Origin of the sequence: Symbiopectobacterium sp. (genome assembly GCF_047692315.1) — a bacterium.
Taxonomy (GTDB): domain Bacteria; phylum Pseudomonadota; class Gammaproteobacteria; order Enterobacterales; family Enterobacteriaceae; genus Symbiopectobacterium.
On sequence record NZ_JBLLJS010000012.1, the window covers coordinates 362756 to 382677 of the forward strand.

13 protein-coding genes and 5 pseudogenes are annotated in these 19922 nt (G+C 52.2%); 4 read left to right on the forward strand and 14 right to left on the reverse strand.

Annotated features, from left to right (window positions below; translation table 11 throughout):
• Positions 1–36: 36 nt before the first annotated feature.
• The 6 genes from ACMZI0_RS06025 to serC form a co-directional block, all read right to left on the reverse strand.
• A complete protein-coding gene (locus ACMZI0_RS06025; RefSeq protein WP_415672277.1) occupies positions 37–1653 on the reverse strand; it encodes a methyl-accepting chemotaxis protein in 1617 nt (538 codons plus the stop codon).
• A gap of 237 nt (positions 1654–1890) precedes the next feature.
• Positions 1891–2175: an integration host factor subunit beta gene (gene ihfB / locus ACMZI0_RS06030; protein ID WP_195312909.1), complete on the reverse strand. Its 285-nt coding sequence runs from the start codon at positions 2173–2175 to the stop codon at positions 1891–1893.
• Between the two features lie 100 nt (positions 2176–2275).
• Positions 2276–3931: a 30S ribosomal protein S1 gene (gene rpsA / locus ACMZI0_RS06035; RefSeq protein WP_415672278.1), complete on the reverse strand. Its 1656-nt coding sequence runs from the start codon at positions 3929–3931 to the stop codon at positions 2276–2278.
• A 145-nt stretch (positions 3932–4076) separates the two neighbouring features.
• Positions 4077–4766, reverse strand: coding sequence for a (d)CMP kinase (cmk, locus tag ACMZI0_RS06040; RefSeq protein ID WP_415672279.1), 690 nt, complete (start codon positions 4764–4766; stop codon positions 4077–4079).
• Between the two features lie 186 nt (positions 4767–4952).
• Positions 4953–6239: a 3-phosphoshikimate 1-carboxyvinyltransferase gene (gene aroA, locus ACMZI0_RS06045; RefSeq protein ID WP_415672280.1), complete on the reverse strand. Its 1287-nt coding sequence runs from the start codon at positions 6237–6239 to the stop codon at positions 4953–4955.
• 152 nt (positions 6240–6391) lie between these two features.
• Positions 6392–7477 (reverse strand): 3-phosphoserine/phosphohydroxythreonine transaminase, encoded by a 1086-nt coding sequence (gene serC, locus ACMZI0_RS06050; protein WP_415672281.1) that lies wholly within the window; start codon positions 7475–7477, stop codon positions 6392–6394.
• Positions 7478–7766: 289 nt separating this feature from the next.
• On the opposite strand from serC, the gene ycaO reads away from it, so the two are divergent.
• The 4 genes and pseudogenes from ycaO to pflA form a co-directional block, all read left to right on the forward strand.
• Positions 7767–9518 carry a 30S ribosomal protein S12 methylthiotransferase accessory factor YcaO gene (gene ycaO / locus ACMZI0_RS06055; protein ID WP_415672282.1) on the forward strand — a complete coding sequence of 584 codons (1752 nt, stop codon included), beginning with the start codon at positions 7767–7769 and terminating at the stop codon, positions 9516–9518.
• Between the two features lie 477 nt (positions 9519–9995).
• On the forward strand, positions 9996–10853 hold the full coding sequence (gene focA / locus ACMZI0_RS06060; RefSeq protein ID WP_415672361.1) for a formate transporter FocA: 858 nt from the start codon (positions 9996–9998) through the stop codon (positions 10851–10853).
• A gap of 54 nt (positions 10854–10907) precedes the next feature.
• Positions 10908–13158: pseudogene (gene pflB / locus ACMZI0_RS06065) on the forward strand (formate C-acetyltransferase).
• Positions 13159–13409: 251 nt separating this feature from the next.
• Positions 13410–14068: pseudogene (gene pflA, locus ACMZI0_RS06070) on the forward strand (pyruvate formate lyase 1-activating protein); the annotation flags it as partial.
• A gap of 57 nt (positions 14069–14125) precedes the next feature.
• On the opposite strand, the pseudogene ACMZI0_RS06075 reads toward pflA, so the two are convergent.
• The 8 genes and pseudogenes from ACMZI0_RS06075 to lolA all read right to left on the reverse strand — a co-directional run.
• Positions 14126–14985 (reverse strand): annotated as a pseudogene (locus tag ACMZI0_RS06075) (hydantoinase/oxoprolinase N-terminal domain-containing protein); the annotation flags it as partial.
• Between the two features lie 9 nt (positions 14986–14994).
• Positions 14995–15423 (reverse strand): annotated as a pseudogene (locus ACMZI0_RS06080) (hypothetical protein).
• Positions 15424–15437: 14 nt separating this feature from the next.
• The gene (locus ACMZI0_RS06085; RefSeq protein ID WP_415672283.1) at positions 15438–15563 is read right to left on the reverse strand and encodes a hypothetical protein; all 126 of its coding nucleotides are present in this window, start codon (positions 15561–15563) and stop codon (positions 15438–15440) included.
• A 33-nt stretch (positions 15564–15596) separates the two neighbouring features.
• Positions 15597–16106: a DUF917 domain-containing protein gene (locus ACMZI0_RS06090; protein WP_415672284.1), complete on the reverse strand. Its 510-nt coding sequence runs from the start codon at positions 16104–16106 to the stop codon at positions 15597–15599.
• A gap of 25 nt (positions 16107–16131) precedes the next feature.
• Positions 16132–16287 (reverse strand): annotated as a pseudogene (locus ACMZI0_RS06095) (MFS transporter); the annotation flags it as partial.
• A 164-nt stretch (positions 16288–16451) separates the two neighbouring features.
• Positions 16452–17747, reverse strand: a complete 1296-nt coding sequence (serS, locus tag ACMZI0_RS06100; RefSeq protein WP_415672285.1) for a serine--tRNA ligase — start codon at positions 17745–17747, stop codon at positions 16452–16454.
• 212 nt (positions 17748–17959) lie between these two features.
• Entirely contained in the window at positions 17960–19303 is a 1344-nt protein-coding gene (locus ACMZI0_RS06105) for a replication-associated recombination protein A (protein WP_415672286.1), read from the reverse strand.
• A 7-nt stretch (positions 19304–19310) separates the two neighbouring features.
• On the reverse strand, positions 19311–19922 hold the full coding sequence (gene lolA, locus ACMZI0_RS06110) for an outer membrane lipoprotein chaperone LolA (protein WP_415672287.1): 612 nt from the start codon (positions 19920–19922) through the stop codon (positions 19311–19313).

Genomic DNA, 19922 nt, shown 5'->3' on the forward strand with positions numbered 1-19922 from the left:
TAACCCGGAATTTCCATCTTTCACGCGCTAACGTCACTACAATGAAGCGTGCGCCAGCAGCGCCGATGACGCCAATGCTGTGCCCGGCAGCGGTTGTGTACGCCGAACTTTAAAGGTATCCATTGCCAGAATCAGTTGTCTTGACTGATCTTCCAGCGAACGGGTTGCCATCGTCGCCTCCTCGACCAGTGATGCATTTTGCTGCGCGACCACTTCCATCTGCGTGACCGCAATATTCACCTGATCAATACCGTGACTCTGCTCCTGGGATGCCTGTGCGATTTCCTTCATCAATGCATTGACGTTAACGATCTGCGTGGAGATCGCGGACATGGTTTCACTGGCCTGGGTTGTCAGGCGCGAGCCTTCGCTGATACGCGCATTGGAATCCACAATCAAGGCATGAATCTCTTTTGAGGCTTGCGCACTGCGTTGTGCCAGTGTTCTCACTTCGTTGGCGACCACCGCAAACCCGCTCCCTTGCTCTCCGGCGCGCGCCGCTTCCACGGCGGCATTCAACGCCAATATGTTGGTCTGGAAGGCAATACCATCAATCACCCCAAGAATGTTGCCAATACTGTTGGCACTGGTCGCAATCTCCTGCATCTTCGCCATCACTTCCTGCACCACTTTGTTACCCTGCTGCGCCGTTTCCGCCACATCTTCAGCTAGAGCATGCCCTTGACGAGCATTGTCCGCGTTGTTCCGCACCGTAGCCGTTAGTTGCTCCATACTGGCCGCCGTTTCCTGCAACGAAGCAGCAGACTCTTCGGTGCGGCGTGACAAATCTTCACTGCCTTGCGCCAGTTCGCGGCTGCCTACATCTATCTGTTCGCTGGCTTCCCGCACGCGCACCACGGAATCAGATAACGACCGCTGCATGTCGTGCAACGCGCTGTTTAACCGTCCCAGCTCATTCCTCGCTGACGCTGGCAACGTTTGGGTTAAATCTCCCCCTGCCACAAACTCCAGATGGCTGATGGCACTGGTAAGCGGCTTGAGCAGCAGAGCGCGCAGCATCAACCATGAGATCACAATCAGTGCCACCACGGCGGCACAGCACGCACCAATGAGCCACAGCATATGCATCCGTCCTTCAGAGGCCTGCGTAAGCTGATTGAGCCCAGCCTGTTGCTCATAGTCAAAATAGGTTTTGTTAGCTTTATCAAACACCGTCCTCAGTTGCTTGAGCTGGGTGACCTGGTATTGATAATAACGCTCGATGTCGCGGCTTTTTAATGCATCCAGCATCGGCAGAATGCCGTTTTCGTAATAACTTTTGTAGGCTTGAGCAATGTCCTGAGCCAGTACCTCACCCTGCCCGGTGCCTTTGGTTGCGGCGAAAAATCGGTCCAAATCTTCTTTGGCTGCGATGGCATACTGTCCAGAACGGCCAGCCGCTGCCATGGCTTCATCCCACTGTTGAGTTTCCAATGCACGAATAGCGAAAGAGGCTGCAACGCGCACACGCTGCATATTGGTATTACTGCTTGCCAGGTTGCCCAACTCCACGCCCTGAATACGATTTATCACCTGAAGTGCATCGTAGCTTTTATTGATGGCAATGATACCTGTGGCGCTAACCAGCAGCAGCACCGCCATTACCCCAAGCAATGCTAATAACCCTGTACGAATCGATATATTTTTCGACATGATACTTCCTTATCAAGTAGACATATGCTTAATAAGGTTATCGATTGGCGTTACAAGACGGTTTATCGAAGCTTTGCGCTTTTGACGGAAACCTCGCAATATCGATAACGATTGCAAGATAGTTGGGTTTAGTGGCAATAAAAAAGGCACCTGTTAACAGGTGCCTTTTAGAAAATCCATACATTACAGTCTACTGCAAGTAATACCACGGTCTTCCGCGCAAATTATCTCGGCATATCAGCCATAAATATTTGCACGATCGCGCAGTTCCTTACCCGGTTTGAAATGGGGAACATATTTACCTTCCAGTTCCACCTTCTCACCCGTTTTCGGATTACGCCCAACGCGCGGTGCACGGTAGTGAAGTGAAAAACTGCCGAACCCTCGGATCTCAATACGATCGCCATCAGCCAGCGTTGCCGCCATCTGCTCGAGCATCTCTTTCACTGCATCCTCAACCACCTTGGCCGGGATATGAGATTGCTGTCCAGCAAGTCTTTCGATCAGTTCAGACTTGGTCATAATTCCTCCAAGTGCGTGGTTATATCAATATTGGATAGCCACGATTGACTTACTACCGTAACAGAGTGAGCCAGCCGTATGACCGGCTCACTCCACCCTATTACTCGCCTTTAGCTGCTTTGAATGCTTCAGCCATTGCGCTGGAGAAGTTACCTTCTTCCTGCTTGTTGTTTACGGAAGCGATAGCGTCTTTCGCACGTACAGACAGGCTTACTACGCGGTTTTTGCGATCTACACCGGTGTATTTCGCTTCAACTTCATCACCCACGTTCAGAACCAGCGTAGCATCTTCTACGCGGTCACGAGAAGCTTCAGAAGCGCGCAGGTAACCTTCAACGCCATCTGCTAATTCAACTGTAGCACCTTTCGCGTCAACTGCAGTGACTTTACCCGTTACGATCGCACCTTTTTTTTTCAGTGACAGATAGTTATTGAACGGGTCTTCGGCCAGTTGCTTAACGCCCAGGGAGATGCGCTCGCGCTCTGCGTCAACCTGCAACACAACAGCGGCGATTTCGTCACCTTTCTTGTATTCGCGAACGGCTTCTTCGCCAGCCACGTTCCAAGAGATGTCGGACAGGTGCACCAGACCATCGATGCCACCATCCAGACCGATGAAGATACCGAAGTCAGTGATAGACTTGATCTTACCTTCAACGCGTTCACCCTTGTTGTGGGTTTCAGCGAACTGCTGCCACGGGTTAGATTTGCATTGTTTCAGGCCCAGGGAGATACGACGACGTTCTTCATCGATATCCAGAACCATAACTTCAACCACGTCGCCCACGTTAACCACTTTGGACGGATGGATGTTTTTGTTGGTCCAATCCATTTCGGATACGTGTACCAGACCTTCTACGCCTTCTTCGATTTCTACGAAGCAGCCATAATCAGTCAGGTTGGTCACACGACCGGTCAGACGGGTGTTTTCCGGGTAGCGCTTAGCGATAGCAACCCACGGATCTTCGCCCAGCTGTTTCAGGCCCAGGGACACACGAGTACGCTCGCGGTCGAACTTCAGCACTTTCACCGTGATCTCATCGCCAACATTGACGATTTCGCTCGGATGTTTAACGCGTTTCCACGCCATATCAGTGATATGCAGCAGACCATCAACGCCACCCAGGTCAACGAATGCACCGTAGTCAGTGAGGTTCTTAACGATACCTTTAACTTCCATGCCTTCTTGCAGGTTTTCCAGCAGTTGATCGCGCTCAGCGCTGTTTTCGGATTCGATAACGGCACGGCGGGAAACCACAACGTTGTTGCGTTTCTGATCCAGCTTGATCACTTTAAACTCAAGCTCTTTGCCTTCCAGGTGCAGCGTGTCGCGAACCGGACGAACGTCAACCAGAGAACCCGGCAGGAACGCACGGATGCCGTTCAGTTCAACGGTGAAACCGCCTTTCACTTTACCGTTGATAACACCGGTAACGGTCGCAGCTTCTTCGTAAGCTTTTTCCAGCATCAGCCAGGCTTCGTGGCGTTTCGCTTTCTCGCGGGACAGCAGCGTCTCGCCGAAACCGTCTTCTACCGCGTCCAGGGCAACGTCAATTTCGTCACCCACCTGGATTTCGAGTTCGCCTTGTGCATTTTTGAATTGCTCTACCGGAATGGCAGATTCAGATTTCAGACCGGCGTCAACCAGTACGACATCTTTATCAATAGCAACGACAACGCCGCGAACGATGGAACCCGGACGAGTTTCGATTTCTTTCAGCGATTCTTCAAAGAGTTGGGCAAAAGATTCAGTCATGTTGTTAATCTTAAGGGTTTCAATTTAACGTCCATCTGGCATCCTGCTTGATGGGGTTGTTTCACATGCCCTGCTGTTATCCTTGCAACAAGGTTAAAAAAATCAATTCTATACCTTTCCTCAATCAACAATCAACAATCAACAATCAACCCTGTGATTGAGCAAGGATTTCACGTGCATACGCCAGTGCTTTCGCAATAACGTCGTCAATAGACATATCCGTCGAATCCAGCACCAGCGCATCCGCGGCAGGAACTAACGGCGCTACCGAGCGATTGCGATCGCGCGCATCACGTTCTTTTATCTCGGATAAAAGACGTTCAAAGTTAACATTAAAGCCTTTTTCCTGCAACTGTAGCATGCGTCGTTGTGCGCGTTCTTCCGCACTGGCATCCAGAAAAATCTTCACTGGCGCATCCGGAAACACCACCGTCCCCATATCCCGGCCATCAGCGACCAGGCCCGGCGCCTCGCGAAACGCGCGCTGACGGCGCAGCAAGGCTTCTCGAACGCGCGGGAAAGCCGCTGCCCGTGAGGCGGTATTGCCCACGGTCTCATTGCGAATTTCGTTGCTGACATCCTCACCTTCCAGAATCACTTTCAGTTGCCCTTCTTCAGCAACGAAGCGCACATCAAGGTGCGAAGCCAGCGGCACTAATGCTTCTTCCGAACCGATATTAACCTGATGATGCAAGGCAGCCAAGGCGAGCACGCGATAGATTGCGCCAGAATCCAGCAAATTCCACTGCAATGTTTCTGCCAATGCCTTGCACAGCGTTCCCTTGCCTGCGCCACTCGGCCCATCAACCGTTATTACCGGTGCCGTTACCGCCATCTCTTTCTCCTATTACTCGGGTCAACCGTGAGGTCTGTTACGACTTACGGTGCCTCATTATACGCGTCAACGAGCAAAACCGTTAACCTAACACCCTGGTAACGAGAAAATTTCAGCAGATGCCTTGCAAAAACAGAGGGCGGGCACATGCCCGCCCTACAGAAAAAAACCACTACGAGGGATTTATCAACTGTGGCTCAAACGCGCCAACTGCTGAAAATAGTCCGGGAAAGTTTTTGCCGTACACTTGGGATCGAGAATGGTAACCGGTGTGTCAGATAACGCGACCAGTGAGAAACACATCGCCATACGGTGATCGTTGTAGGTACCAATCTCGGCAAAGCGTAACTGTGCCGCAGGCGTAATACGAATGTAGTCATTACCCTCTTCCACCGTGGCACCGACTTTACGCAGCTCTGTCGCCATCGCTGCAAGACGATCGGTCTCTTTCGCGCGCCAGTTATAGATATTGCGCAGCGTCGTGGTGCCGCCCTGGGCAAACAGCGCTGCGGTGGCAATGGTCATGGCCGCATCCGGAATATGATTCATATCCATATCAATGGCATGTAGCTCACCGCGCTGACACTCGATGTAATCATCACCCCAGCGGATAATCGCGCCCATTTTCTCCAGCACATCGGCGAAGCGAATATCACCCTGTACGCTGTTACGCCCCACGCCAGTGACGCTCACCGTACCGCCCTTGATCGCAGCGGCAGCCAGGAAGTAGGAAGCTGAAGATGCATCACCTTCTACCAGGTACTCTCCCGGCGCGCGGTACTGCTGGTTAGCCTGTACGCTGAAGTGCTGATAATTTTCGTTGCGTACGTCCACGCCGAAATCTTTCATCATGCGCAGCGTGATGTCGATGTAAGGTTTGGACACTAGCTCGCCTTTGATACTGATGCGGGTGTCTTTATGCGCCAACGGTGCCGTCATCAGCAACGCGGTCAGGAACTGGCTGGACACGCTGCCATCCACGGCGATCTCGCCACCCTGAAAACCTCCGTGCAGGCGCAAGGGTGGATAGTTGGTCTGCTCGAGGTAATCAATGGTCGCGCCACCTTGGCGCAATGCATCAACCAAATGACCGATCGGGCGCTCTTTCATGCGCGGCTCGCCGGTCAGCACGATATCCCCCTGCGTCAGACACAGCGCGGCCGCCAGCGGGCGCATCGCGGTGCCCGCATTGCCGAGAAACAGCTCCAATGGCTGCGTTGCGGTGAACGGGCCACCAATCCCGGTGATATCACACTCGGTACGGCTGGGCGAAAGCTGGTATTGCACACCCAACGCCTGTAACGCGTCCAACATGTGTCGCACGTCATCACTATCAAGCAGGTTTTTCAAACGCGTCGTTCCCGTTGCCAATGCGGCCAGCAGCAAAGCGCGGTTGGAAACGCTTTTCGAACCGGGAAGGTTAATCACACCGTCAATCAAGGAAATAGGTTGTAGGGTAAGGGATTCCTGCATGTAACACTCAACTCCGGTCATCAACATAAGAAACCCCGGTGCAAACCGGGGTTTACTGGAAACGGGTTGCCACTACCCGCGCAGCGGCAACGATAATACCAACAGCACACTGTCAACGCCGCAGTCAGACTACGGCGTCAATCGCCGTTGCATCAACCGTGGCGACGCTCAAAATCAGCCATAAAGGCGGTCAGGGCTTGCACGCCTTCCAGCGGCATGGCGTTGTACAGAGATGCACGCATGCCACCCACGACGCGGTGGCCTTTCAGCGCATGCAGCCCGGCAGCTTTGGACTCTTCCAGGAACAGTTTGTCCAGCGCATCGTCGCCCAGCAGGAACGGAACATTCATGCGTGAACGGTTAGCGGCCAGCACGTCGTTACGATAGAAATCGCTGCTGTCGATGGCTCCGTAGAGGTGATCCGCTTTCTCACGATTGCGTTTTTCCATCTCTACCAGGCCGCCGTGCTCTTTCAGCCATTTGAACACCATACCGGAAAGGTACCAGGCGAAGGTCGGCGGTGTGTTGTACATGGAATCGTTGTCTGCCAGGATTTTATAATCCAGCACGGAAGGCAGTACGCTGCGGGATTTGCCCAGCAGATCATCACGCACAATTACCAACGTCAGCCCTGCCGGGCCAATGTTTTTCTGTGCACCGGCGTAAATCACGCCAAAACGGCTGACATCGATCGGGCAAGAAAGGATGCTGGAGGAGAAGTCAGCCACCACAATTTTGTCGCCAAAATCAGGCGTTTCTTCGATGGCCAAACCGTCAATGGTTTCGTTCGGGCAGTAGTGCACAAACGCCGCATCGTCAGACAGCGCCCATTCACGCATTGGCTTGGCCGCGCGCAAACCGTCAACGCGGGTTTTCACGTCGATGACGTTCGGTTTGCAATATTTTTCCGCTTCGTTGATCGCACTGTGTGCCCAGTAGCCGCCGTCGATATAGTCAGCTTTGTTGTTGTCGCCCAACAGGTTCAATGGCACCGCGGCGAACTGCGCGCGCGCGCCACCCTGGCAAAACAGCACTTTATAGTTGGAGGGGATCTTTAACAGATCGCGCAGATCCTGTTCGGCTTCCGCCGCCACCTGCATGAATTCTTTACTGCGGTGGCTGATCTCCATTACAGAAGTCCCCAGACCACGCCAGTTACACAGCTCTTGCTCGGCACGACGCAACACTTCAACCGGCAGCATGGCTGGACCGGCGCTAAAATTGAAAACTTGTGTCATTTCCCTTCACCACGTATTTAGTACGACTATTTTTAACGTTTTGTCTGTTTTACAGCGACTATTATGATTTTTTGCAACAACCGTCCTGGCTTTTTGCTGTAGCCATCTCGTTTTTGCAGCAACCGTCATCATTTGTTTTTATCACTGGCTCCCTCCCGCTGCAATGCTTATTACGCTTTCCCTGATAAAACCCGCACGATGACAACGTGGAGTTGTCGGTGAAAAGTCCGTATGATGCACATTCCATAAAAGAGAGATGCACATTCCATAAAAGAGAAAAGTGACAATCATGAGCCAAACGTTCATCCCAGGCAAAGACGCCGCCCTGGAAGACTCCATCGCCCGTTTTCAACAACAACTCCGTGACCTGGGGTTCAACATCGAAGAAGCCTCTTGGCTAAACCCGGTGCCTAACGTCTGGTCCGTGCATATTCGCGACAAAGATTGCCCGCTGTGTTTTACCAACGGCAAAGGCGCAAGTAAAAAAGCAGCCCTCGCCTCAGCGTTAGGCGAATACTTTGAGCGTCTTTCCACTAACTATTTTTTTGCCGACTATTATCTGGGTAAGTCGATCGCCAACGGCGACTTCGTACATTACCCGAACGAGCAGTGGTTCCCACAGCCCGACGACGACAGCTTGCCGCAGGGGATTCTGGATGCTCACCTGCGTGCGTTTTACGATCCTGACAACGAATTGAGCGCCAGCATGCTGGTGGATCTGCAATCCGGTAACGCGGAACGCGGCATCTGCGCCCTGCCCTTTACTCGGCAATCCGATGACGCTACCGTCTACATCCCGATGAACATTATCGGCATCGGCAACCTCTACATGTCCGCCGGCAACACGGCCAATGAAGCACGTGTACAGGGGTTGTCTGAAGTGTTCGAACGCCATATCAAAAACCGTATTATTGCTGAAGCCATCAGCCTGCCAACCGTCCCGGATAGCGTACTGCAACGTTACCCTGGCGTGGTTGAAGCCATCGCAACGCTTGAAAAAGAGGGCTTCCCGATCCTTGCCTACGATGCCTCTCTGGGCGGCAACTATCCGGTCATTTGCGTGGTGTTGTTTAACCCCAGCAACGGCACCTGTTTCGCCTCTTTCGGCGCGCACCCTGACTTCGGCGTGGCGCTGGAACGTACCGTAACCGAACTGCTGCAAGGGCGTGGATTGAAAGATCTCGACGTATTTACCCCGCCGAGTTTTGACAATGACGACGTGGCCGATCATGCCAATCTGGAAACCCACTTTATCGACTCCAGCGGTTTGATCTCCTGGGATTTGTTTAAAACCGATGCGGATTATCCCTTTGTCGACTGGAGCTTTAAAGGCAGCACCGAGCAGGAATTTGCCACCTTGATGGCGATTTTCCACAAAGAGAACAAAGAGGTGTATATCGCCGATTACGAGCACCTGTCAGTTTATGCCTGCCGCATTATCGTGCCAAGGATGTCTGATATTTATCCGGCAGACGATCTGCTGCTGGCAAACAACAACATGGGCGTTCATTTGCGCGAGACTATTCTCTCTCTGCCCGGCAATCAGTGGGAGAAACAAGCGTATCTTGATCTGATCGCTCAGTTGGATGACGAAGGTTTTGATGATTTCACCCGTGTGCGCGAATTACTGGGGTTGGCAACCGGTAAGGATAACGGCTGGTTCACGCTGCGCATTGGCGAATTGAAAGCCATGCTGGCACTGGCAGGCGGCGATTTGGAGCAGGCATTGATCTGGGCCGAATGGACGCAGGACTTCAACGGCTCCGTCTTCAGCCCGTCGCGCAGCAACTACTACCGCTGTTTGCAGACGCTGTTGAAGCTGGCATTGGACGAAGAGCGTGAGCCATCGCAGTATTACGATGCGTTTGTGAAAATGTACGGCAGTGACACCGTCGAAGCAGCGAGTGCGGCTATTGTCGGTGAGCAGAGCTTCTACGGGCTGTTTGACGTCGATGACACTTTCTCCACGTTGCCCGCACACCAGTCGCTGCTAGCGGCATACGAAAAACTGCAAGCCGCGAAGCGTCGTTTCTGGGGCTAAATCACCACCTAGCTCGCTCTCCCCGGTTTATGCCGGGGAGACTCCGACTCCACGCCTTAAGTGCACCACCCCACTTTTTCGATCATTTTCTCAGCGTTACGGTGGATTTAGCCATCCCATTATCTTATGCCTGTGTAATTCGAATAATTCGGCATTTCTCAAAAAATGAAGAATAATGTCCTTATTGTTATCAATGTGTAAATTTTTAATTAATTTGCAGCAACTCATAACACCGAAATGATACAAAAACGTATTTCATTTAACTCTTTTTCACCGTATTCTACCCCCTACACTCAACTATTTTTTATAATTTTTAAAATATTTTTTATTTATTATATTCAATAAGTTAATTTGAATTTAAGGGGTTTTCACTGAAGGTTTTACCCCACTAAATTTTCACGATATGATCCAAGTCAAATTTTGCTTTATACTGCTTTGTTAGTATTCTCTCGCGGATAAATCTTGGAGAACGTTAGTGTGAAAGCTGACAACCCCTTTACACTTTTACTACCGGCAGCCATGGCGAAAGTCGCCGAAGATGCTGGTGTCTATAAAGCTACGAAACAACCCCTGACCACGTTTTTTTTAGCGATTACCGCTGGTGTCTTTATTTCGATCGCCTTCGTTTTTTATATCACAGCCACAACCGGTTCCGCGTCCATGCCTTACGGTATGGCTAAACTGATTGGTGGGATCTGCTTCTCACTCGGCCTGATGCTGGTTGTTGTCTGCGGCGCTGACCTGTTTACCTCAACGGTACTCACGGTGATTGCCAAAGCAAGCGGCCGTATCACTTGGAAACAACTGGCCTGCAACTGGTGTAACGTCTATGTTGGCAACCTGTTTGGCGCACTGTTTTTTGTCGCCCTGATCTGGTTTGCTGGTGAGCACATGGTCGCCAACGGTGCATGGGGGTTGAACGTACTGCAAACCGCTGAGCACAAAATGGAACACACTTTTGTTGAAGCGTTTTGCCTCGGGGTGCTGGCCAACCTGATGGTTTACCTGGCTGTATGGATGAGCTACTCGAGCCGGACACTGACAGACAAAATGTTTGCGATGATCCTGCCGGTCGGCATGTTCGTTGCCAGCGGCTTTGAGCACAGTATTGCTAATATGTTTATGATCCCTATGGGGATTGTTATCAAGAATTTCGCAGCACCCGAATTTTGGGAAGCCATTGGCAAAGCGCCGTCCCAATTTGAGCACCTTACCCCCCACAATTTTGTGGTCGACAACCTGATTCCTGTCACGCTCGGCAACATCGTCGGCGGTGGTTTTCTGGTAGGGTTAACATATTGGGTAATTTATTTGCGCGGTGGCGACAAACATTAATCTGTCGCCAACTGCAAATCGGGTTATGAATTCCAAACCAAAGGTAGGTGTAATATGACCGAACTGAATGAAAAATTGGCTAATGCGTGGGAAGGTTTCAGCGCAGGTGAATGGCAGAATGGCGTCAACGTACGTGACTTCATTCAGAAGAACTACGCACCGTATGAAGGTGACGAGTCCTTCCTGGCTGGCGCTACTCCGGCAACCACCAAGCTGTGGGATGCTGTTATGGAAGGTATCAAACAGGAAAACCGCACTCACGCGCCGGTTGACTTCGATACTAACGTTGCAGCCACCATCAATCGACCAGAGCCTGGAACAAATCGTTGGTCTGCAAACTGACGCGCCGTTGAAACGTGCGCTGATTCCGTTTGGCGGCATCAAAATGGTTGAAGGTTCCTGTAAGGTTTATGGCCGTGAACTGACCCGCAACTGAAAAAAATCTTCACCAAATACCGCAAAACCCACAACCAGGGCGTATTCGATGTTTACACCCCGGATATCCTGCACTGCCGTAAATCTGGCGTACTGACCGGTCTGCCGGATGCCTACGGCCGTGGCCGTATCATCGGTGACTACCGTCGCGTTGCGCTGTACGGTATCGACTACCTGATGAAAGACAAGTTTGCTCAGTTCACTTCTCTGCAAACCAAACTGGAAAACGGCGAAGACATGGAAGCGACTATCCGTCTGCGTGAAGAAATTGCCGGCCAGCACCACGCGCTGGCTCAGATCAAAGAAATGGCTGCCAAATACGGCTGCGATATCTCTGGTCCGGCTACCAACGCAAAAGAAGCTGTTCAATGGACTTACTTCGGCTACCTGGCTGCGGTGAAATCTCAGAACGGTGCTGCCATGTCCTTCGGTCGTGTATCCAGCTTCCTGGATATCTTCATTGAACGTGACCTGAAAGCCGGTAAAATCACTGAGCAAGATGCTCAGGAACTGATCGACCACCTGGTGATGAAACTGCGTATGGTGCGCTTCCTGCGTACGCCTGAATACGATGAACTGTTCTCCGGTGACCCGATCTGGGCAACTGAATCCTTGGCAGGTATGGGCCTGGACGGTCGTACATTACCAAAAACAGCTTCCGTTTCCTGAACACTCTGTACACCATGGGGCCGTCTCCGGAACCGAACATCACTATCCTGTGGTCTGAAAAACTGCCGCTGAACTTCAAGAAGTTCGCAGCCAAAGTGTCCATCGACACCTCTTCTCTGCAATACGAGAATGACGATCTGATGCGTCCGGACCTCAACAGCGATGACTACGCTACCGCTTGTTGCGTAAGCCCGATGGTTGTTGGTAAACAAATGCAGTTCTTCGGTGCGCGTGCCAACCTGGCGAAAACCATGCTGTATGCCATCAACGGCGGCGTGGATGAAAAACTGAAGATGCAGGTCGGACCGAAATCTGAACCGATCAAAGGCGATGTGCTAGACTTTGACGTGGTGCTGGACCGTATGGACCACTTCATGGATTGGCTGGCCAAGCAGTATGTCACTGCATTGAACATCATCCACTACATGTACAACAAATACAGCTACGAAGCTTCGCTGATGGCGCTACACGATCGTGACGTATTCCGTACCATGGCTTGTGGTATCGCCGGTCTGTCCGTTGCCGCTGACTCCCTGTCTGCTATCAAATACGCGAAAGTGAAACCGATTCGTGACGAAGACGGCTTGGCTATTGACTTCGACATCGAAGGCGAATACCCGCAGTTCGGTAACAACGACCCGCTCGTTGATGACCTGGCATGTGATCTGGTAGAACGTTTCATGAAGAAAATTCAGAAACTGACTACTTACCGTGGTGCTACTCCGACTCAGTCTGTTCTGACCATCACTTCTAACGTGGTATATGGTAAGAAAACCGGTAACACACCGGATGGCCGTCGCGCTGGCGCACCGTTCGGACCGGGTGCTAACCCGATGCACGGCCGTGACTAGAAAGGTGCTGTTGCCTCTCTGACGTCTGTTGCTAAACTGCCGTTCGCTTACGCGAAAGACGGTATCTCTTACACCTTCTCCATCGTGCCTAATGCATTGGGTAAAGATGATGGCGTGCGTAAGACCAACCTGCAGGTCTGATGGACGGTTACTTCCACCACGAATCCAGCATCGAAGGTGGTCAACACCTGAACGTGATGAACCGTGAAATGCTGTTGGATACGATGGAACACCCGGAAAAATATCCGCAGTTGACCATCCGTGTTTCTGGTTACTCCGTACGTTTCAACTCGCTGACCAAAGAACAGCAGCAAGACGTTATTACCCGTACTTTCACTCAGTCAATGTAATGGTTTGAAAAGTCGTAAAATAAAGGCTCCACACTGGTGGGGCCTTTTTCTCACCCCGCCCTCATAACCTGTTTTGCCAGCCTGCTCCTTCCACCGTGGCGGGCTGGCAAAACAGATTCAACACGACATTGGCGATACGGTATGCCATTCGTTTATTACACGTCTTACATAGCGATGACACACCGTTGCGTTTCCCTGTTCGTGTTAACACCGGCTGCTATTGATCGGCCACATTTGGAGAACCCCTTGCAATGTCAGTAATCGGTCGCATTCACTCATTTGAATCCTGCGGAACCGTCGATGGTCCCGGCATCCGTTTTATCGTCTTCTTCCAGGGATACCTGATGCGTTGCCTGTATTGCCATAACCGCGATACCTGGGATACACACGGCGGTAAAGAGATCACAGTTGAAGAGTTGATGAAAGAAGTAGTGGCCTATCGCCACTTTATGAATGCATCCGGGGGTGTCACGGCATCGGGCGACGAAGCCATCCTTCAGGCTGAGTTTGTGCGCGACTGGTTCCGGGCCTGCAAGGCAGAAGGAATCAATACTTGCCTCGACACCAACGGTTTCGTACGTCGTTACGACCCGGTGATTGATGAACTTTAGATGTTACCGATCTGGTGATGCTGGATTTAAAACAAATGGACGACAGCATCCATCAAAATCTGGTGGGTGTTTCTAACCATCGCACGCTGGAGTTTGCGCGCTACCTGGCCAAACGTAACCAACGCACCTGGATCCGCTACGTGGTCGTGCCCGGTTGGTCAGACGATGATGCCTCTGCGCACCTGCTGGGAGATTTCACCAAAGACATGACCAACATCGAGAAAATCGAAATGCTGCCCTACCATGAACTGGGCAAGCATAAGTGGGTCGCCATGGGTGAAGAGTACAAGTTGGATGGAGAGAATATCCGGCATTCGAAAATGCGTACGTACGCCACCGATATTCACCGCGAGGGAGGACTCTCGCGGAAAACCATTGGTCAAGACCCCGATATCGGTCGTGGTACCGCCCACGTCAATCACCAGCGCTTCTTTCAGCCCCGACAAGCGACACGCACCGCGAAGAGAATTGGTTGGTCCACAGGCCATGGTCAGGATGGGATAGAGTTTAGCAGCCTCCATCGACAGTAGCGTTCCGTCATTTTGGCTAAAATAAGGCATGGCCGAGATACCGTGGTGCCCTAATGCATCAATAAAGCCATTAACGAAGCGATCCGCTGTAGTATGCAGTGCTGCATTAAGGACAGTAGCATTTTCGCGTTCCAACAGCCCTATGTTGCCAATACGGTGCGACAACGATAACACGACACCGGGCAGCGCCTCACTGACCCACCGAGCTACCTGTTGCTCCTGACTCGCATTGATTGGTGCAAACACACCACAAATTGCGATGCAGTCTACCTGCCCATGCATCTTTTCGCAGGCAGCGATCACCTCCTCGTAGATAAGAGAATGAATCTCTCGTCCATCAATCTCATAACCGCCGTGCAACTGATAGCGATGCTCTCCCACAATCGCTCGCCATGCTGCGTCCCATCCCCACAAGGGAGGGACGCTATCGCGGCTCGGCAAGCTAAGCCGCAGCAAGCCTACGCGGTTCAACCTGTGACGTGATACCACAGCGTTGGTGCACTGAGTGGTGCCGAGCATAGCATAACGGATACCTGTGCAATTGCTGACAAGATACCGCTATACACATCCTCGCTGGTCGGAGATTTCGCGCTGGCCACACAGCGCAGTTCGCCATCCAGAATGGCAGCATCGGTGTGAGTCCCACCCACATCAATACCGAGACGATAGTGACTTCTTAGCACCATAACATCGCCTTATCGTTTCACTAACTGTTCAATAGCGACATAGTCTACGGGATAGCCAAAATATCTGGGGCCAACGACAGACAAACCTCTTACACTGCGCCACTTGGCGTGGCAAGGTGATGCCACCACATCAACTCGCTACCCGTAACGAAGGTACTCGATTACGATGGGGCGACCAGTTTCACTGTCAAGAATCGAGATCAGATCAGGCACCACCGCCAGCAGATTCTCCGGCGTGGGTTCACAGGTGGCAGATGCGCGGTATGCCAGTAACAACTCATTCTGAAACAATACGGTAAAGTGTTCACCCTTATGGTTGCGCATCCCCTCGATATGCACGTTGCCACGCGCAAAACCGCCCGAGGTCTGGCGCTTAACGTCTACAATCTTGCCGGAAGCAATAACATGGCCGTTAAGCGCCTGGGTGATGGCCTGAATGGGGGATTGCTGCCCTACTGCAACGCCAGACGTAACGTTTGTCCGATATGTTGCGCCAAGGTGAGGGTGCCGGGGATTGCGCTCTTTTTTAACGCCCTCCCTGCTAATGGATAATCGCACATTGCCGCCGCCGCGCCCATTTGCTCCGTGATGACGCGGGCAAAGCGTTCGGACTACATACCATCAATCGGGTATAAAACGAGAGTATTACCTTTTTCATCAGCAAGGGTATTTGGCCCCGAAGGAAGTTCATTAAGATAGAAGGTAACCATTTGCGCTTCAGGGAACGCGCGTCCCATACCATCGCAATCAACCACAGGGATCTGCTTTTGCGCAGCGACGATAAACGGAATTAAAGCATTCACCCCACCTATCTCAATAGGGAATGTCCCCGCGATACGTTCTTTTAACGTACAGGCCATCGCATCAATGGCGCGTAAAAACTGACCGGGCGTCATGATTTTTTCCATAATCACGGTTGTCGCGCCAATCATACCGCAAGGCACAAACGTCTTATCATCATGTACTTGAGAAAGTGGTGTGAGCATAATCGGTCCAAACACCTTTAATGCGTATTTCACCATCTGTACACCGATGACAGGATCGCCCCCGCCCCCTGTACCCAATACGGATGCACCCAATGCTATATCATCGATCATTTGCTCATCGACGTATTTCGTCATTGCACATTCTCACATATTTTTACAGTGCAAAATAAGATGGCCCCACTACGCCCACCTGCCACACGGAGGCACGTTGATAGTTGAGCCATAACGGGACTAGTGTATTTAGAACGGCGATACAGATCGTCAGCAGCATAAGGCCGCAGAGCAATAGCAGCACTGGGCGTGAGAAAGCAGACATAGTGGGCGTGGGTAACCAATACAGCAGAGAAGTGTGAGCGCATCATGCCACTGCGCATTTAAAAGTCAATCGGTGCTCTCGCTGGCCGCACGTTTTGTGATATTCCAGCCGGTAATACAAAAAGCGCCCCCGAGAGGCGCTTTTGACAACGGCGCAATGACGTGTTAGCCGATAAATTCCAACCCGCCCATATAAGGACGTAACACGTCAGGAATGGCAATACGACCATCCGCCTGCTGGAAGTTTTCCAACACTGCAACCAGTGTACGGCCAACCGCCAAACCGGAACCGTTCAGCGTATGCACCAGACGTGTTTTCTTGTCGCTCTTGTTGCGACAACGCGCTTGCATGCGTCGAGCCTGAAAGTCCCCCATGTTGGAGCAAGAGGAAATTTCACGGTAGGTATTTTGTGCCGGCAGCCACACTTCCAGATCGTAGGTTTTGCAGGAGCCAAAGCCCATGTCACCGGTGCACAGCAGCACTTTACGATAAGGCAGTTGCAGCAATTGCAATACGGTTTCCGCGTGGGTTGTCAGCGTTTCCAGCGCATCCATCGATTCTTCTGGACGCACGATCTGCACCAACTCCACTTTGTCGAACTGGTGCATGCGAATCAGGCCACGGGTATCACGCCCGTAGGAGCCAGCTTCGGAGCGGAAACACGGCGTGTGCGCCGTCATTTTGATCGGCAACGACTCTTCATCCAGAATTTCATCACGCACCAGATTGGTCAGCGGCACTTCCGCCGTCGGGATCAGCGCGTAGTTGCTGCTGCCCGCTTCTTCCGTCAACGGGCGGGTGTGGAACAGGTCTTCACCAAATTTTGGCAATTGTCCTGTGCCGTACAGCGTGGCATGGTTGACCAGATAAGGTACATAGGCTTCCTGATAGCCATGCTGCTCGGTGTGCAGATCCAGCATAAACTGTGATAATGCACGTTGTAGGCGGGCAATCTGCCCTTTCATAACCACAAAACGTGCGCCAGTCAGTTTCACACCCGCAGCGAAATCAACGCCTTTTGCCAGTTCGCCTAAATCAACATGATCGCGCACCGGGAAATCGTACTGACGCGGTTCTCCCCAGCGGCTGATTTCCTTATTATCGTGTTCATCTTTACCCAACGGCACAGAATCATCCGGCATGTTCGGGATGGTTAACGCCAACTCACGAATGGCATTTTGCAGCGCATCCAGCTCTGCTTTGGCCGCATCCAGCTTTTCACCCAGCGAGTTTACTTCACGACGCAGCGGTTCAATATCTTCACCACGGGCCTTAGTAGCACCAATCTCTTTCGATCGGGAGTTACGCTCTGCTTGCAGACTTTCCGTTTCTACTTGTAGCACTTTGCGGCGTTCTTCTTGTTGACGCAGCGTGTCCACATCCAGTTTAAAACCTCTGCGAGCCAGTAGCTTTTCGGCAACTGCGTCTAGCTCATTACGCAGTAAATTGGGGTCAAGCATGCTAATCCTGTTTTAGTGATTTACCAGTCATACTTCACGCTGCAGGTGCGTTGGCTGCACGCATTCGTCCGAATCACTTACGGTTATAAGCTCATCGGGATTTCTTCGCTTTCCGCCTTCCTACAACGCGAATTATTTAGGGTAACTTGGTAAAATATTACGTTGCGCGACACCCGTCGCGCGGCAGAAATAACCTTACCGCAACGCCTAGTTCAGCGGTAGCGTTTTGTCGGGCTATTTTGATCCTGGGCGGTCAGCCAGGCCAGCTTTTCACCAATTTTGGCTTCCAGCCCCCGAGAGGTTGGCTGATAGTAGCGCGTTTGCGCCATGGCAGGAGGGAAATAATTCTCACCCGCCGCATACGCATTGGGTTCGTCATGGGTATAGCGGTATTCAGCCCCCAGCCCCATCTCTTTCATCAGTTTGGTGGGCGCATTACGCAAATGCTCCGGCACGTCATAATCCGGCTTTTCTCTGGCATCCTGCATCGCCGCTTTAAACGCGGTATAGACCGCATTACTTTTCGGTGCACAGGCCAAATAGACGATCGCCTGCGCGATGGCACGCTCGCCTTCAGCCGGGCCTACGCGCGTAAAGCAATCCCATGCAGCGATCGCCACCTGCATTCCGCGCGGATCGGCATTGCCCACATCTTCAGAGGCGATCGCCAACAGACGGCGTGCGACATAGAGCGGATCGCCACCAGCGGTGATAATGCGTGCATACCAGTAGAGTGCTGCATCAGGGGCTGAGCCGCGCACCGATTTATGCAGCGCGGAAATCAGGTCATAGTAGCGGTCGCCTTTGTTATCAAAGCGTGCGCTACGCTCGCCTGACACTTCACGCAGCAGTTCTGGCGTCAGCACGCGGTTGCCCTGCGCATCGACCTCAGCCATATCTGCCATCATTTCCAGACTGTTTAACGCGCGCCGCGCATCGCCATTCACCAGCTCTGCCAGCATACGCTGCGTCTCTAGCGGCAAGACGATGTTCTGCCCGCCAAAACCCCGCGCCGTGTCCGTCATCGCCTGTTGCAGCACATGCTCGATGTCTTCTGCGGTGAGCGCTTTCAACAAATAGACACGCGCACGCGACAACAGCGCCGAATTCAACTCAAAAGAAGGGTTTTCGGTGGTTGCGCCAATGAAGGTAATGGTGCCGTCTTCAATATGCGGCAGAAAGGCATCCTGCTGACTTTTGTTGAAGCGGTGTACTTCATCCACGAACAGAATCGTGCGCCGCCCAGCATCGCGATTCTGCCGGGCGCGTTCTATCGCTTCGCGGATCTCTTTGATGCCGGAAGTCACGGCGGAGATCCGTTCCACATCTGCCTGTCCATAGCGGCCAATCAGCTCAGCTAACGTGGTTTTCCCAGTGCCCGTCGGTCCCCATAAAATCATGGAGTGTAACTGCCCGGCCTCTATCGCTCGTGGCAAGGGCTTGCCAGCCCCTAACAGATGCTGCTGACCGATATATTGCGCTAACGTCACTGGCCGCATACGTGCGGCCAGTGGCTGAAAGCTGTTGTCCGAGAAATCCAGCGACAGGTTACTCACGATGGCCTCACTGCCGTTGATCGTCCAGCGTTACGCCTTTTGGCGGCGTAAAGGTAAATTTGCTGCTATCAACGGCACCGTTTTGCTGATTTTTCAGGGTATAGCTGCTGCGTTGACCATCCTGTTCCGTCGCCGTAAAGCTCTTGATGGTGCCAGTCGCATTCACATTGATCGCGAACTGTTTCAGATTGCCCTTGGCGGTTTTAGGCGTCAGCTCAAAATCATCGCCTTGCTGGCGCACGTTATACTGTCCCCATTCGCTGGCATCATTACGGGTGATGAGCATAAAGGGGGTATTGCCGGTGGCATCCTTCAACCAGGTCGCCGTCACCTGTTCAACGAACGGGTTATAGAACCATAGCGTTTTGCCATCAGAAATCAGGACGCTTTCATCCGGCGCAGTGGCTTTCCAATTAAACAGATTCGGTCGCTTCAACCAGAGTTCCCCCTGGCCTTCCTGCACCGCCATCCCTTCAGCACTAGTGACTTTCTGTGTGAACGTGGCGTGGAAGCTGTTCACTTTGTTCAGTCGGCTCTGTAAATCGCTCGCCGCATCGGCATAAACCGAACTGGACGTCATCCCGGCGATCAGCACGCCTGCCACTAAGCCTGGTCTCAT

Coding starts and splice junctions, on each gene's coding strand:
- ACMZI0_RS06025 (WP_415672277.1), bottom strand. CDS start 1,653: ATGTCGAAAAATATATCGATTCGTACAGGGTTATTAGCATTGCTTGGG.
- ihfB (WP_195312909.1), bottom strand. CDS start 2,175: ATGACCAAGTCTGAACTGATCGAAAGACTTGCTGGACAGCAATCTCAT.
- rpsA (WP_415672278.1), bottom strand. CDS start 3,931: ATGACTGAATCTTTTGCCCAACTCTTTGAAGAATCGCTGAAAGAAATC.
- cmk (WP_415672279.1), bottom strand. CDS start 4,766: ATGGCGGTAACGGCACCGGTAATAACGGTTGATGGGCCGAGTGGCGCA.
- aroA (WP_415672280.1), bottom strand. CDS start 6,239: ATGCAGGAATCCCTTACCCTACAACCTATTTCCTTGATTGACGGTGTG.
- serC (WP_415672281.1), bottom strand. CDS start 7,477: ATGACACAAGTTTTCAATTTTAGCGCCGGTCCAGCCATGCTGCCGGTT.
- ycaO (WP_415672282.1), top strand. CDS start 7,767: ATGAGCCAAACGTTCATCCCAGGCAAAGACGCCGCCCTGGAAGACTCC.
- ACMZI0_RS06085 (WP_415672283.1), bottom strand. CDS start 15,563: ATGGGCGCGGCGGCGGCAATGTGCGATTATCCATTAGCAGGGAGGGCG.
- ACMZI0_RS06090 (WP_415672284.1), bottom strand. CDS start 16,106: ATGACGAAATACGTCGATGAGCAAATGATCGATGATATAGCATTGGGT.
- serS (WP_415672285.1), bottom strand. CDS start 17,747: ATGCTTGACCCCAATTTACTGCGTAATGAGCTAGACGCAGTTGCCGAA.
- lolA (WP_415672287.1), bottom strand. CDS start 19,922: ATGAGACCAGGCTTAGTGGCAGGCGTGCTGATCGCCGGGATGACGTCC.